Origin of the sequence: Saccharicrinis sp. 156 (genome assembly GCF_050589685.1) — a bacterium.
In the GTDB taxonomy this organism is placed as follows: Bacteria; Bacteroidota; Bacteroidia; order Bacteroidales; family Marinilabiliaceae; genus Saccharicrinis.
Genome location: NZ_JBNGOS010000001.1, coordinates 70,209 through 86,543, shown reverse-complemented (window position 1 = coordinate 86,543; position 16,335 = coordinate 70,209). Strand labels below are relative to the sequence as shown.

Below are 16,335 nucleotides of genomic sequence, written 5' to 3'. Positions count from 1 at the left end.
TCTTATTTTACAGATTTTCCAAAAGATATTTCATCGATATATGCTCCTCCAATTCCGGGATTGACCAGACGAATGGTATTGGCTCCCCTTTTTATATCTATTTTCACAGAGACAGTGCCCCAATGTTGGCCCCAGGATTCGGTATTCGGTAATAGCAATTCAGGTTGTATCGTTTTTCCATTGACGATCAACTTGACCTTTCTACCTTTGCTGTTTGAAGTATTGCAGCTATATCTGATATTTAAAATCTCAATTCCTGCATCACCATCATTTTCGCGGTACCATTCCACAAATCCATCTTTGTTGTTACCAAAATCTAAAAATCCGGAACCATTAAAACCAGCTCCGTTTTTAGATATAGAAGCTCCATCAAATACGGCTTCTTCGGCCTGATCCCCCCCCGGGGTTTTTTCAATATTTTCCTTTAGGTCGTTCCAAACAAATCCTTCGTCGTTGGCAAATCGTTCCGACAATAGTTGATGAGGTTGACCGTCTGCCACAACTAAGGCTTGCACTGTTGTGCCTAACTCGACAGGGAAGCTTTGGGTATAAACAGGGCTGTTTTCTGTAGGCGTACTTCCGTCAGTGGTATAATAAATCTTTATTTCCGGAGAAATGGCCTTGCCTCGTAAATTTAAAATTTGCGTATCGATGGATACCATATTGGAGGTAATCTGCTTTTTTTCTCCCATAATGGCAGAGGCTAATAGGTTGATATCGCCAGGTTCACCTGTAGATTCAATATAAGCACGTGTAAGCCCATAAAATGCAATGCGGTTGTCTACACCAAAGTGTTTTTCAACATCGATAGGGCTCCCATTATCCAAAGCACGAATTTTACCTGGTCCAATTACATTAAAAAAGGTACGGTTTTCACCATAAGGGTAAAAATGATGTAAAGAATCCTGGGCGGTTACGCGTACCTGAACAATGTCTTTACCCACTGGTTTTAGTGCTTTCCCATCTATTGAAAGACTGTTTTGATATGGGCGGTAAGCCGTGTTAACTGTTTTTTCAACTTTAACTTGGCCATTTTTATATGCAATAGCTTTTAATTGTCCCGGTTGCCAGGGTACCAACCATTCGCATTGCATGTCATGTCTTGTTTTTCCCGGCTTTCTTCGTCCCAGCGATTCCCCATTTAGGAATAGTTCTACTTCATCGCAATTGGAGTAGACCCAAACCGGTATTTCGGTTCCCGCTTTTATTGTAGGATGGGTCCAGTGAGGCAGGATATGAGCCATAGGTTCTGTAGTCCATTGGCTTTGATACAAGTAATACAGATCTTTTTCAAAGTTTGCCAGGTCAATAGCTCCACCCATAAAAGCTCTAAAGGGCCATCCGCCATGCACGTAACTGGCTTCCCCTATATAATCGTAACCTGTCCAGCGGAATGAACCGGCATAGTGTGGTATATCCCTGATTTGCTCAATATTACCCCTGGAATTTAAACGTACATAAGCATTATCGTAACTAGAGTTAAAAATTTGCTTCGCTTTGTTACGGTCAGCGTTTAAAATCCAATCATGCGTAAAGACTTCTTCTTGTGTTAAGTCCTCGGTTAAACTCACACCAGCTTTGTGTGCACCGTCACGATACCAGGTTTTACTTCGGTAATAACCACGAACTTGCCAGGTGTGTGTGTTTTCCGTTCCGATAAATACACGATCCTTGTGAAGGTTATCAATAAAACCGATTCTCTCGCTGGCACCATTTACACCGTGTACATCCATAAATTGTGATCCGGAATGACCTGATGTTACCGGACGAGTTGGGTCAATCTGGTGGCACAGTTCCACAATATCTTTACCAACAGGTCCTCCCGTTTCGTTGCCTACACTATAAATGACCACAGAGGGGTGATTGCGGTCGCGTTTCATCCAATCCGTTAAATCTTTTTTCCACCATTCGAAAAAATGGTGAGCCCCATAATCATTTTTAGCTTTCTTTTTCCATCCATCGAATATTTCATCCATCACGAGCATTCCAATTTCATCACACATGTCATAAAACTTTGGTGTTTGAGGATTATGTGCGGTTCGAATCGCATTACAACCCATGCCTTTCAATTGCTCAATTCTAAAACGAAGTATTTTATCCGGAACTGCTGTTCCTAATGCACCGGCATCCTGGTGGTTGCAAACCCCTTGCAGTTTAATATTCTCACCGTTCAGCCACATCCCGGTTTCAGGAACCCATTCAATATCACGAACTCCAAAGCGGGTTTCTATGATATCAATCAGCTGGCTGCCCTTCCAAACTTCACTGACCGCTGTATATAAATATGGATTTTTGGGAGACCACCGGTTTGCATCCTTGATTTGAATATCCTGACTTAGTTGCGATTTTTTTTCTGTGGCGATCTTCACTTTATCAGAAACACTTAAAACTTCGAGTCCCTGCGCATTCAGAATGCGTGTTTTTAAGATGACTTTAGCGGCTTTTTCTGATTGATTGACTATTTCGGTGGAGATATGAACCTGGTTATTTTGTGTTTTGATAAATATTCCGCCTTCACGTTCAATATGAACAGGTTCCATCACTTCAATCCAGGTATCGGTATAAATGCCGCTTCCGGTATACCACCTTGCCGAGGGTTGCAGACTATTATCCACCCGAACTGCAAAATTTATTTGTTTCGAAGTGTTAACGATATCACTAATGTCATAAGAAAAGGAACTCCATCCGTAAGGACGAGTGCCTAGTTTTTGACCATTAGCCCATACCGAGCTGTTCATAAAAACCCCGTCAAACAATATTTTAATTACTTTTCCTTTCCAGTGCGAAGGAATATCTATTGTTTTACGATAGTATCCGGTTCCGGCTGGCAGATAGCCACATGTACCTCCCATAGGATTAGATTCATCGTATTCTCCTTCGATGGACCAATCGTGTGGTAAATCTAATTTTCGCCAATTACTATGGTCGTATTCAGCTGTTTTGTATGCTGAAATATCATCTTGAATAAAATACCAATCATCGTTGAAATTCATTTTCTTTTGATTGGGTTGGCTATAACCAACAAGTGGTGCAAGAAGGACCAAGAAAAAACAAATATTTATTTTCATAGAGTTGTTAATTAAAATGATTTCCCGTTTATACATTTCAAACTTCATCCTAAAACGGAGTAATCACATAACCCCAGCTATATTCCCTCCTTAGCAATTGATAGATTAAATGAGGCGTTGCTCCCCAACTGGTGTCTCCACCAATACCGGCCATACCGTAATCCAGGTTTAATATGATGTAATCTCGTTTTTTCATGTCAAACTGATGACGGGGTTGCTTTTTAACTTCATTACCATAGTCATCATGCTCGTAATATTGAGCCTGTATACAGAACTGGTTTTTGGCCCGGATTTTTAAGCCATGATTGCCATCGCTTAAGGTCATCCATTTTACTCCCATTCTATAACCATTTGATTGCGGGCGGATGTATGGATAATACATTTCATCAATAGTTGATTGGTATGTCCCCATAAAAGCACTGGTATAACGGTCGGCATAATTTTCGTGAGGGCCACGACCATACCATTCTGTTTGCGCAAATTCTTTGTTGAGCCTTAATTGAGATCCAACGCGAGGAATACTAACCGTTTTTCTGTTAGGATCAAAAAGAATATAATGATCAACCTGGATAATGCCTTCTCCATTTATTTTGTAGGTGGAGATAAAATCGCCAAAAACATCGTCCATACGTTTGGTAACAATAAATGTAATTAGCCCTTTTTCTTCTTTTACATCGATATGACTCACGTTAGCTTTAGCGCTTTGTTCTTTCCATATGCCCAGCTTTTTCACCATGCCAAAACCATAGTCGTTGTCAACCGGTACGCGCCAAAAATCGGGTTGAGGACCTTCTTTAATATATTCTTTTCCGTTTACGGTAAGGTTTATAAATGTTCCTTTTGCTTTATCAAAAATCAGGGATGAGGATTCAGTGGAGATATTCCATCCCTCTTCTGTTTCTTTAACTTTTAGTTTGCCGCTGGCCGCCATGTCTTCAGAAGAAGAGGCTTTGGCTATTTGTATTTGCTCTTTGGCCACCTCATGTCCTTTTTTCAATAAACCATCATCCTTTTTTAATACAAAAGAAAAGTTGATATGTACATCTTTGTTTTCCGTTTTTGGCAATTCAACAGCAACTGCTTTTGCCGATTGTGGGGCAATATCTAGGTCGGTAATCGTTGTCGATTCCGCAATTTTACCATCAATTAAAACAGAAATATTCAAGTTGTAATTGTTCAGGTTCGAAAAGAAAAATTTGTTTTTCACAAAAAACTCACCTCTTTTGTGGCCTTTAAGAACAGAGATGTTTTGGTATACTTTTTTAACCTCGTTAATATGTGGATTAGGTTTACGAACAGGAGAAACTAAACCGTTTAAGCAGAAATTGTTGTCATTACGAGTTCCCGGTTTTTCAAGGTCGCCACCATAAGCAAAATAATCGTTGCCATTTTTATCCTTCGCCAGTATACCCTGATCCACCCAGTCCCAGATACACCCCCCCTGCAATGAAGGATACTCTTCAATCAAGTCCCAGTAATCCTGCAGGTTACCCACGCTGTTGCCCATGGCATGCGCATATTCGCATTGTATCAGTGGACGGTAAATGTCAATTTGGCGTGCGTAATTTTCTATTTCGTCCATTGTTGCATACATCGGGCATACAATATCGGTATGCGCTTTATTATCGGCTTGCTCAAATTGCACGGGACGGCTGTCATGTTCCTTTAACCATTGGTATGCTTTTACGAAGTTAACACCATCACCTGCTTCGTTTCCTAACGACCAAATAATGATGGAAGGGTGGTTCTTGTCGCGTTTGTACATACGCTCTATTCTGTCCAGGTGTGGTTTTTCCCAGGCTGGATCATCTGCAATATGATAATCGTAAGGAGCTTGCAGCGCAGCACCTAAACCATGCGATTCTATGTTGGCTTCGTTAATCACGTATAAACCATATTTGTCGCACAAGTCGTACCAATAAGGATCGGTAGGGTAATGGCAGGTTCTGACCGTGTTGATGTTAAATTCTTTCATCAAACGAATATCCTGTTCCATTAGTTCCTTGCTGATATAATGGCCGGTTACCGGGTCGTGTTCATGGCGGTTAACGCCTTTAACCAAAACAGGTTGCCCGTTCACTAAAAGTTGGCTGTTTTTAATTTCTACCGTTCTAAAGCCAATGTTTTTTCCGAAAGTTTCAATCAACTTATCGTTCTCGTCTTTTAATGAAATAATTAGGTGATATAAATAAGGACTTTCTGCCGACCATTTTTTTACATTGTTGATATTATTGTTGAAAACGGCCTTTGCTTGATAACCTTTAGTCTTTAAAGTGATGGATGAATTGGCAATGGTTTTATCTCCATCCATTAATTGAAATTCAGCTTTAACCGGGGTGTTTTTTTCTTGAGATTGAACATCTAAATCTAAGGAAAATATACCATTGACGTAGTTCTGGTCTAAACCTGCAGAAACTTTAAAATCTTTAACTCTCGTTTTAGGCGTGGCATAAACATAAACATCACGTTCAATACCACTGATACGCCAAAAATCCTGACATTCCAAAAACGAGCCGTCACTCCACCTGTATACCTCAACGGCTAAGGTGTTTCCGCCTTTTTGAACAAATGAGGTAATATCAAATTCGGCCGGTGTCTTAGATCCCTGGCTATAACCTACTTTTTTACCATTTACCCACACGTACATGGCGGACTTTACAGCTCCAAAATGCAGAATCAGATCTTTTCCATCCCAGTTTTCAGGAATTTCAAAATCTCTTCGGTAGGAGCCAACCGGATTTTTATCCTCGGGAATAAAATCAATTACCGGGGGCGTAGGTTTTTTATTAGGGGAAAAGTCAAAAGGGTGATTGAGGTACATGGGCATTCCATATCCCTGTAATTCCCAATTGCCGGGTACGTTGATTTTATCCCATCCGGTAACATCAAATTCTGTTTTATAGAAATCAATTGGTCTGCTGGACGGGCCTTCTGAATATTTGAAAGCCCATTTTCCGTTTAAGGATTTATAAAAAGGTGAGTTTGTTAAACTGGTTTTAGTCGCTTCTTCAATAGATGATGCAGGGACAATAATGGATGAAGCCTTTAGTCGGTTTTTCTGCAAAACTTGAATGTTTTTCCAATCTTGGCCATTCATATGTATTGACATACACATTAATACTACAGTTGTCAGTATTCTCAAAAAACGTATCATAAGTAAGTTGTTGAATAGTAATAAATTCGTCTTCAAATATTATAATTACAAACCAATTAGCTTATTAAAGATATCTCTTTGATTATAACTAATCGTTTATTTAAAGATGGTTTACTGTGTTTGAATAATAATTAATAACAATTGAAGGATGTTCAATAAACTACTTGCCTAAGTTTTGGGATAAATAATGGATATTTGTACATTTATCACATCGGGGATTGATAGGTTTTCCAGATAAAAAAAAGATTTGATTTAAGACGCTATAGAAACGAGCAAGAGAAAAATTTTTCGCACATTGTTTTTCCCGGTTTGTCGTTTAGGGTGATTGTTTGCTGAGGCGTTCCGTAGCATTGCAAATGGGTAGGTGGCCGTTGAATTGACCAACGGAAAAGGATGAACACCTTTAGGAATGCAACTTCCGTGAACTAAAGAAAATTTTAACAGATGAAAGTAAAAATACTACTATTTCTACAGTTATTATTATTTAATGCTATGTATGGGCAGGATTATAATAACCTATATTTCGAGCATATTAATAATACACACGGTTTGCTGTCTGATGAGGTATACACCACTGTACAGGATAAAAATGGATTTATCTGGTTTGGCACTGCAGAAGGAATTGTTAGGTTTGACGGGTACGAATTCGAATCGTTTAAAAACCACTATCATCTGGGTAAATTGTATGGAATAGTTATTACATCCATTCATGTTGACAAGCAGGGAAATTATCTGGTTACGACAGACGATGGTTTTTATGCTTTTAACAGGTTTTTTGAGCCCATATTGCAGTTTGCAGAAAAGTATTTTAAGGGAGTGAAACTCAATAACGTTATCAAAGCATCTGATGGTACAATTTATATGTGCTCGCAAACAGGATTTTATATTATCGATGAGGAAAGTAACTCAGTATCTGTTGTACGACCCTCAAAGACTATGAATATTAGCAATAACAATACAAAACAAATAGTTGAAGATCATAAAGGGCAAATATGGGTAACATCATGGAGTAACAACTTATTGAAACTAAATAAGGATAAAAAATCTTTCACCAATTTTCCATTGTTCAATCCTTCAGAAAAGGCTGGTTATGATTTGGCTACCAACGCCTTATTTATAGATAACAGAGGTTATTTGTGGGTCGGGAGTTGGGATAGAGGATTATTTGTGTTAGATATTTCTGGTGACAGTGTTAATGTGATTAAAACATTTGAGCACGATGGAAATAATCCTAATTCTATCCCGGGTGATATTATTTTAACCATATGTGAAGATAGTTATAACAATATATGGATTGGCACTCCCTATGGCTTATCAATAATTCAATATCCTTTAAGCAAAAGCCATAAAATTGTAAACTATACCCCTGAAGATAAAAATGGATCTGTTTCCAGCACTATAATCAATTCTGTTTTTAATGATAACTCCAACATCTTGTGGGTAGCCACTAAAGGAGGTGGAGTTGAAAAGCTAATAATTGAGAGGAATAAGTTTGAGCATTTGAAAATACCTAATTTATTTCCTCAAAGAAGAAATCAAGCGGTGCACACCTTTGAAATCGATCATAAAGGAAGGTTATTGGCAGGAGTGCTGAGCATAGGTTTTGTTGTTTACGACATGAACAAGAAAGAGTTTAAGCATTATCAGGATATTCCTGAATACAAAATATTGGATGATTTTATCAACCTAAATACAGTCAAGGATTTTATGTGGGACAGAGATTCTTTATTATGGATTGGTACCAGGTATAATGGGTTGGTTTTATTGGATGTGAAGAAAAAAACAGTTCAGGTTCTCCGTAATAGACTAAAAAGACAACAGTATAGGGGAAGAAAGGTGAATGTTTTACATCCTTTGCAAAACGGATCGGTATTGGTAGGGACCGAGGATTGTTTAAACTTATTAATAAAAGGGAAAAACAATAATTGGAATAGCAGATATATTGACTTAAGAGAGGCAGCAGGTGTTAGTTCGGCTAGTTTTTCTATTTCGGGGATAGTCTCCATTGACGGTAAAAATGTATTGGTCGCTTCTGAGTTGTATGGCTTATATAAACTCTCTTTTAATAAGGGTAAGGTTGATGTGAAAAAATGGGGTCAGTTCGAAGATAAGATAGTAACCTTGTTTAAAGATAACCGCGGTAAAATTTGGATTGGTACAAAAGGCAGCGGTCTAAAATATATCAACCCGAACAGTACTGAAATCTTAAGTCCGAACCCTGAAACCAATATTATTGGAGATGTGATATACGGGGTCAACCAGGATAAATACGATAATATTTGGGTGACAACGAATCAGGGTGTTTCGAAAATCTGGACACAACAACCAGAATTGTCGTCTGAAAGTTATTTTTACCGGGATGGGTTGCAAGGCAATGTATTTTTGCCACGTTCTTTTTATAAAGATAAGGAAGGAAGGTTTTACGTTGGAGGATATAATGGTTTCAATATTTTTGAGCCACACCGTATAAAGTCGGATAATGTTAAGGCACCTGTGGCCATCACCGATATATTGATAGAGGGTGAACAATTAAGCCTATCCGGCTTAAAAGATAGTGTATTGCATATGGATCATTTACGAAATGATTTATCCATTTCTTTTTCATCATTGAGTTATACTTTCCCGGAGGCAAATCAATATGCTTATAAAATTAAAGGACTGGATAAGGATTGGAAATATGCAAATTCAAAAATGCGCAGTGCGAATTACAGCAACATCCCGGCAGGAGAATACACTTTTGTTTTAAAAGGATCCAATAGTCAGGGCGTATGGAATGAAGATGCGGTGAAATTAAGCATTTCAGTAGACAGGGCTCCTTATAAATCATGGTGGGCTATAAGTTTGTATGTTGTATTTATTGGGTTGTTAGCCTTATTTATTTTCCGACAGAGGTTACGTATTGAACGAGCTAAACAAAATATGGAGTTGGAGCAAGTGGCCAGGATCAAATCGGAAAAATTAAATCAGTATAAGTTAAGTTTCTTTACCAATATATCGCACGAGTTATTAACACCTATTTCCATATTAGCTACATCGTTATATAATATAAAAGAGCAAAAAGAATATAGGGAAGATACTGTTTCGGTAATGGAGCGAAGTATAGCCGGTTTGGAAAGGTTAATCAAACAGTTGCTTACCTTTAGAAAGGTGGAAACCAACAGTATGAAAGTAAGTATGGCCCATGAAAACGTTAGCGAGATAGTTAACAATTGTGTTAAAGACTTTAAGCCAGTTGCGGATAAAAAAAATATAAGTATTGCCATAAAAATTGAAGATGGGATTGAAGGTAAAATAGATAAAGAAAAATGGGAATTGATTATTCGTAACTTACTTTCAAATGCCATTAAATATACCCCGCAAAAAGGTAATATATGGCTTACGCTGTCAAAATCAGATGCCGCCAATGTAAACATTATAGTTAAAGATTCGGGTTGTGGTATACCGCAAGATGCCTTGCCGTACTTATTTGATCGTTTTTATAGGGTCAAAAGTAAAGCAAGTACTAAGTCCGAAGGTATAGGGATCGGTTTGAACCTGACCAAGAGTTTGATCGACATTTTAAAAGGAACCATAGATGTTGAAAGTAAAGAAGGGCAAGGCGCTTTATTTACAGTTGTTTTGCCTATTGACGGTAGCTATGAAAAGGACTTTGCCAATAATGATGTTGAAAAAATAAAAGGTGATGAAGTTAGCACAGTAGTAGATACTGATTTTGAAAATGAACAGGACAGTATATACGAAGAACGGAAAGTTGACCTGACAGGTAAAACCATTCTTTTGGTGGAGGACAATGATGAATTCAGGCAATCGCTTAAGGGGGCATTGGCGTCAAAGTATAAAATACTGGAAGCCGAAGACGGAAAGAAAGGTATTCAGATTGCTGAAAAAGAAGAAATCGATCTGGTTATATCGGATGTAATGATGCCCAATATGAGCGGGCATGAGTTATGCCAGGCGTTAAAAACCAATATCAATACCAGCCATATTCCGGTTATATTATTAACGGCTAAAGTAGGCGATGAGAACAGGTTGGCAGGTTATCAGTCAGGTGCTAATTCTTACCTCGAAAAACCAGTGAACATGAAACTGTTGTTGGTTCGTATTCAGGCCTTATTAATGAATTTTCAAAATCAACGTGAAAAAACAGCAGTGAGTTTAAATCTTGAGCCTGAAAATGTGACTATTACCCCATTAGATGAGGAATTTTTTAATAAGGCAAAAAAGATTGTGGAGGATAATATTTCAGATGCAGAATATTCAATTAAAGATTTTGCCAAGGAGCTGGGAGTAAGTAATTCCATGTTGTACCGAAAAATGAAAAACCTGGCCAGTTGTTCCCCGAGTGAATTTGTTCGAAACATACGTTTGCGTCGTGCTGCGCAATTGTTTGATAATAAGACTTTTCAGATTTCGGAAGTAGCTTATAAATGTGGTTTTAACGATTTAAGTTATTTTGGAGTCTGCTTTAAAAAGATGTATGGTGTAACACCTACTCAATATCAGGAAGGTAAGAGAAAAGATAACTAATGATTAGTAGGTAATTAGGATTTATTCATACGTGTGAATGATTTGAAACGGTTCTGTGTATAACGGAGCCGTTTTTTTTGAGATTAATATTGATTAAGGATAGTGATCATATAATATTAAATCAACAACTTTTAAAGTTTATAAAGAAAAACTATTGATTCGTTAAAAGAATAATGCCACTTACCTAAGTTTATATCCTATCTATACATTCATGTCTTAATAAAAATATATGGCAAATCATTCATTGTAATATGAGATATCATTCTTCCCTTTTGTTAATGGGTTGAAAAATAGCATCATATATAAATGAAATATGACTCTTAGCAATTGCATTTTGACAGAGAATAAAGTTTGCCACTTGTGTATACTTTTGTTAAAAGATGTTTTATTTATATTAACGACAAATCAAAATCGTCTATGCAAAAAATTGGAATAATTATTTTTTTGTGCTTGTTAACAACAATGGGTTGGGCGCAAAAAAAACTGGTAACAGGACAGGTTTATGATGACGAAGGGCCGGTGCCAGGTGCTTCTGTTGTGGTAAAGGGTTCTGAAAGCACTCAGTTGGTGGGTACTATTACAGACTTTGATGGTAACTTTTCAATTAGGGTGAATCCTGATGATGTTTTGGTTATATCTTTTATTGGGTATATAACGCAAGAAATCGCAGTTGGGGAACAAATGACGCTGAATATTGCGTTAAAGAGTGAAACTACACAACTGGAGGATGTGGTGGTAGTAGGTTATGGTGTACAGCAGAAAGCCTCTATGGTGGGTGCTATTTCTCAGGCAAAAGGCGAAGAGCTTTTAAAGGTGGGAAATGTAAACACGGTAACAGAAGCCCTACAAGGTATGATGCCTGGTGTAACTTCTATCTCAAGCGGTACCGGTAAGCCGGGAGCTGATGCAGGTAGTATTCTTATTCGTGGTGTGGCCTCCTGGCAGGGGAATACTCCGTTAGTATTAGTGGATGGAGTAGAACGAGATATGAATGATGTGGATCCTAATGAGATCGAAAGTGTATCTGTATTAAAAGATGCATCGGCTACTGCTGTATTCGGTGTTAAAGGAGCTAACGGCGTTATTTTGATCACCACAAAACGTGGTACTATTTCTAAGCCCCAAGTAGGTTTTTCTGCCAATTTTGGATTAAAACAACCTACGGCTTCTCCTGAGTATGCCGATTATATCACATCTATGGAGATGTGGAATGAGGCTGTAGCCAATGACCAGTTGTGGGATGAGCTTATTCCGGAGTATAAGATTGATGCCTGGAAGAACGCCTATGCCACTGGCAATTATGGCCCTAACAATGATTACTTCCCAGATGTGGACTGGTGGGACCAGATTATCAAGAAAGTGGGTTACCAACAACAATACAATGTAAACGTGCGTGGAGGTACTAACTTTATGAAATACTTTGCGTCATTAGGCTACTTGCATGATGGTGATGTTTATAAAGGTCAGGAGAATGCCGATTTTGACCCCTCATTTAGTTACAAACGTTATAACTGGCGTGTAAACCTCGACCTTAATTTAACCAAGACAACCGTTTTCTCTGCTAATATGGCCGGAAAACTAGGCTACCGTCATCAGCCGGGTTACCGTATCGATGGTGGTGGTGAAGATGGTTATGGACAAGAGCAGTTCTTTAATGCGCTATACACTGCGAGCCGTAACCAATATCCTGCCACATGGTCAAACGGCACCTATGCTGCCGACCAAGGAGGAGGTGGTAACCCAATTGTTGCACTTAACACAGGTGGAGAACGTGAATACAAATATTTCCAGGGATTTTTGGATTTTAAATTAAAACAGAAGCTGGATTTCATTACCAAAGGTTTGAGCGCGAAAGCTTCCTTTTCGTATACCAGTAGTTCCGACTGGGAGTCTTCCATAACCGCAGGTGGTTGGTCATTCTCTTCTAACGCGATCTTATATAGCCGCTCTTACGACTATGCTAACCCTAACGAAGATGGTACGCTGCCGTTGATATTAGAGTCGCGTTGGCCTGGTGAAGAGTCGCGTCTTGGACCAGTGTCTGCTAGTTATGACAACTTTAAAAGTTATAATAAGAAAATTTATTATGAAATGGCCTTGAACTATAACCGTACTTTTGGTAATCACAAAGTAACTGGTTTGGCGCTGTTTAGTCGTCGCGAACGCAAGCCGGGGTCTTATGAGGTGCAGTACCGTCAGGAGGACTGGGTAGGTCGTGTAACTTATGGTTTTAAAGATCGTTACTTGTTAGAGGCAAATGGATCCTATAATGGATCAGAGGCTTTTGCTCCCGGACTTCGCTTTGGTTTCTTTTATTCCGGGTCACTGGGATGGCGTATATCCGAAGAACCTTTTGTGAAGAATATTGCCGGTAATTGGTTAGACAACCTAAAAGTACGTTACTCTTATGGTACTTCAGGTTTAGATGGTAGTAGCCGTTTCTTATACTTACAAGATTATAGCACAGCTAGAAGCAGTAACTATTGGCGCGGTGGTGTATATTTTGGAAATACAGAAACCAATCTACAATCCCCTCTTTATCGCGAGGGCGATGCAGCCAACGATTTGGCCACCTGGGAAACTTCCATCAAACAGAATTTAGGTTTCGAATTTGGTGTCATAAATAAGTTATCGGGTACATTGGATCTATACAACGAAAAACGTGAAGATATTTTAATGGACGTTTGGGCGCCACTATGGTATTTGCCTACAGGCAGCACGGCTACCGGAAATATTGGAGAAACCAAGAACCATGGGCTCGAGGTTGAATTGAAATGGAACGATAGAATAAGTGAGAACCTGAACTATTGGATTAGCGGAAATACTTCCATTAACGAAAACCGCATTGTATATCGTAATGATGGTGTAAATACGGCTGACCACCTACGACAAGCGGGTAAACCTATTAATTGGACTTCTACTTATATGAATAATGGTTATTATTCCAGTCTGGATGATATTTATAATTATACAACAGCAACCAGCTATGCCGAACAGTCCAAGTTAGTTCCGGGCGATCAGCTCTATGTGGATTACAATGGCGACGGTGTAATTACCGGTGATGATAAGGTGGTGACCGAAGATGTGAAATACCCTTTGAACACGTATACGATTTCAGGTGGTTTATCCTACAAAGGATGGGCATGTAGTATCCGTTTCTATGGCGTATCTAATGTAAGCAAGGTCGTTCCGAATTATATCCTCTACGATAACTTAGGTGGTGATGGTGGCGTTTACTCGGCAAGCCCTGATGTGACCGGACGTTGGACGGTGGATAATCAGGATAATGCCGTTAAGCCTGCCTTCCATACTGCCCAATACCGCGGTTACAGCCAAAAAGAAAGTACTTATTCTTTTCGCGATGCTTCCTACTGGCGTTTGAAGAATGTTGAGTTGAGTTATAGCTTTAATAAAAAAGCGTTGAAAAAATATAAAATGAGTAAACTACAGCTATATGTGAATGGTAATAACTTAATGACATTTACAGACCTGGATGATCGCTTAGATCCGGAGGCGTCTGCATTAGGTGTATTCCCAATGGTAAAACGTTATAACCTGGGTATTAGAGCTTCGTTTTAAACGAAAGTTGTTGGTTAACTTTTAAAATTTAAAAGATGAAACGAATATATAAAATAATGTTTGTCCTTTTAATAGCTTCACTTACCGCATGTGAAGATTATCTGGACATGGTACCATCTCAGGATTTTAGTGAAGAAGATGTGTACGAAACGTACTATACGGCTCAGAGTTATTTAGATAACTGCTACCGGGCTTTATATGATTTTTCCGGAGCTACGGCCGGTGGAATGGGAGTAAAGCAAATTGAAACCATTACCGATAATGCCTGTACGCAAAGCCCCAACGCTGCTTTTAATCTGGGAGATTGGTACAATAAGAGTGGTATGCAGGAAGTGGGTTGGAACTTGACCAAGCAAAATGGCGATAATGCCACGGGTTCTGGTTTACCTATTTACAATGCTTCTTTCTGTTTGCGTATTGCCAACAACCTGATTGACAATATTGAGTCGATACCTGCTGTTGGTGCCACCCAAGACCAGAAAGACTGGTTAATGGGACAGGCTTATTTTTTCCGCGCCTGGTATTACTTTGAGTGGATTCGTCGATTAGGGGGGATGCCGGCGGTAAATAAAGTGTATGCAGGTGGTGACGATCTTGACTTACCACGTCAATCGTATAAGAAATGTTCAGAAGATATTATTGCAGACCTGGATATGGCAATTGGTTTGTTACCCCACGAATGGCCGGATGTGGATCAGGGACGTCTGGAAAAATGTTCGGCGCACGCCCTTAAAGGTATGGTGGCACTCTATGCCGCCAGTCCTTTGATGCAGAATAGTGTGGATGAGCTTGTAGAAAGAGATGATTATGACCTGGATTGGGCTACCCGTGCAGCGCAGTATTCTGCTACCGCTTTAGATTATTTACAAACGAATCGTCCATCTAAAATGATGTTTGATCCTACTGGTTTGTCTGAAGAGGAAAGAGATAGCTTATATACAGAAATATTTTATCACCTGAACTACATTGGTAAAGAGTCACTTTTCTGTCGTAGCAGTAATGGGCTTACAGCCGGTGGTAATGCCCGCGACCGTGAGGCTGACCTTTCTATGCTATACCAAAGTCTTCGTGTATCCGGTCGTTCAGGTTCCTGGGGTTTCTTATGTAGTATGCCTACTCAAAATTTTGTGGATGCATTCGAAATGGCTGATGGTACTGCATTCGATTGGAACAACCCGGAACATGTGGCTAATCCTTATAAGAATCGTGATCCTCGCTTTTATAATTTCATTATTTACGCTGGTCGTCAGTGGGGGAAAGTAGGTCATCCGGGAACACATGATTTAACTGCTTTTAATGCCAAAGTACCAAGACATGGTGATTACTATTTTGAACCCTGGAAAGCCAGTGATGATTTAGGTGGCGGATGGGGAATGGATAATGCCTATTCTTCTTATAATAAGACCATTCCAAGCGGTTATATGTTTAAGAAATTTTGGTGGAAAGAAGCTTATGGGCAGGTAGGCCAGAACCCTGATGGTTTTGGTACTTATCATTATAATGCAGAATTTATTCGAACTACGGGTGTATGGTTAGATTTAGCAGAAGCCTTAAACGAAGTAGCAGGCCCTACTGGAGCTGTTAATGGAGCAACAGGTTATACAGCATTGGATTGTATTAACAAAGTGAGAGCTAAAGCGGGTATGCCGGAGATTACAACTCCGGGATCTAAGGAAGAATTCCGCGATAGGATAAGAAATGAACGTCGTATTGAATTGAGTTATGAATATCACCGTTGGTTCGATATTCGTCGTTGGATGTTGTTTGACGATTTATTTAATGAAACCTATCCAATTAAGGGTATGAGTACAACGCTTATTGCGACTGACGGTACAAAAAATCAGGAAAACTGGACATACGAATACGAGGTAAAAGATATCCAGAATTCGTTACGTGGTTATACTTTAAGAAACTACTGGTACCCTATTCCTCAATCGCATTTGGATCGTTTATATAATATTCAACAAAATCCGGGATGGTAAAACATCATTTTTTAATGATTGCTTT

Annotated in this window: 5 protein-coding genes; 3 read left to right on the top strand and 2 right to left on the bottom strand. The window is 39.0% G+C overall.

Annotation, left to right across the window (positions count from 1 at the left end; all coding sequences use genetic code 11):
* Positions 1-2 precede the first annotated feature (2 nt).
* On the bottom strand, positions 3-3,068 hold the full coding sequence (locus ACRD64_RS00275) for a glycoside hydrolase family 2 TIM barrel-domain containing protein (RefSeq protein WP_430931140.1): 3,066 nt from the start codon (positions 3,066-3,068) through the stop codon (positions 3-5).
* A gap of 49 nt (positions 3,069-3,117) precedes the next feature.
* Entirely contained in the window at positions 3,118-6,165 is a 3,048-nt protein-coding gene (locus ACRD64_RS00270; protein ID WP_430931139.1) for a glycoside hydrolase family 2 TIM barrel-domain containing protein, read from the bottom strand.
* A gap of 501 nt (positions 6,166-6,666) precedes the next feature.
* Here ACRD64_RS00270 and ACRD64_RS00265 point away from each other — a divergent pair.
* The 3 genes from ACRD64_RS00265 to ACRD64_RS00255 all read left to right on the top strand — a co-directional run bounded on the left by ACRD64_RS00265 (position 6,667) and on the right by ACRD64_RS00255 (position 16,310).
* Positions 6,667-10,749 (top strand): hybrid sensor histidine kinase/response regulator transcription factor, encoded by a 4,083-nt coding sequence (locus ACRD64_RS00265; protein ID WP_430931138.1) that lies wholly within the window; start codon positions 6,667-6,669, stop codon positions 10,747-10,749.
* A 417-nt stretch (positions 10,750-11,166) separates the two neighbouring features.
* Entirely contained in the window at positions 11,167-14,328 is a 3,162-nt protein-coding gene (locus ACRD64_RS00260) for a SusC/RagA family TonB-linked outer membrane protein (RefSeq protein ID WP_430931137.1), read from the top strand.
* 35 nt (positions 14,329-14,363) lie between these two features.
* Positions 14,364-16,310: a RagB/SusD family nutrient uptake outer membrane protein gene (locus tag ACRD64_RS00255; protein ID WP_430931136.1), complete on the top strand. Its 1,947-nt coding sequence runs from the start codon at positions 14,364-14,366 to the stop codon at positions 16,308-16,310.
* Positions 16,311-16,335: the final 25 nt, after the last annotated feature.

Excerpts from the sequence above, each read along its gene's own strand:
- ACRD64_RS00265 (WP_430931138.1), top strand. The coding sequence starts at position 6,667 with ATGAAAGTAAAAATACTACTATTTCTACAGTTATTATTATTTAATGCT.
- ACRD64_RS00260 (WP_430931137.1), top strand. The coding sequence starts at position 11,167 with ATGCAAAAAATTGGAATAATTATTTTTTTGTGCTTGTTAACAACAATG.
- ACRD64_RS00270 (WP_430931139.1), bottom strand. The coding sequence starts at position 6,165 with ATGAATGGCCAAGATTGGAAAAACATTCAAGTTTTGCAGAAAAACCGA.
- ACRD64_RS00275 (WP_430931140.1), bottom strand. The coding sequence starts at position 3,068 with ATGAAAATAAATATTTGTTTTTTCTTGGTCCTTCTTGCACCACTTGTT.
- ACRD64_RS00255 (WP_430931136.1), top strand. The coding sequence starts at position 14,364 with ATGAAACGAATATATAAAATAATGTTTGTCCTTTTAATAGCTTCACTT.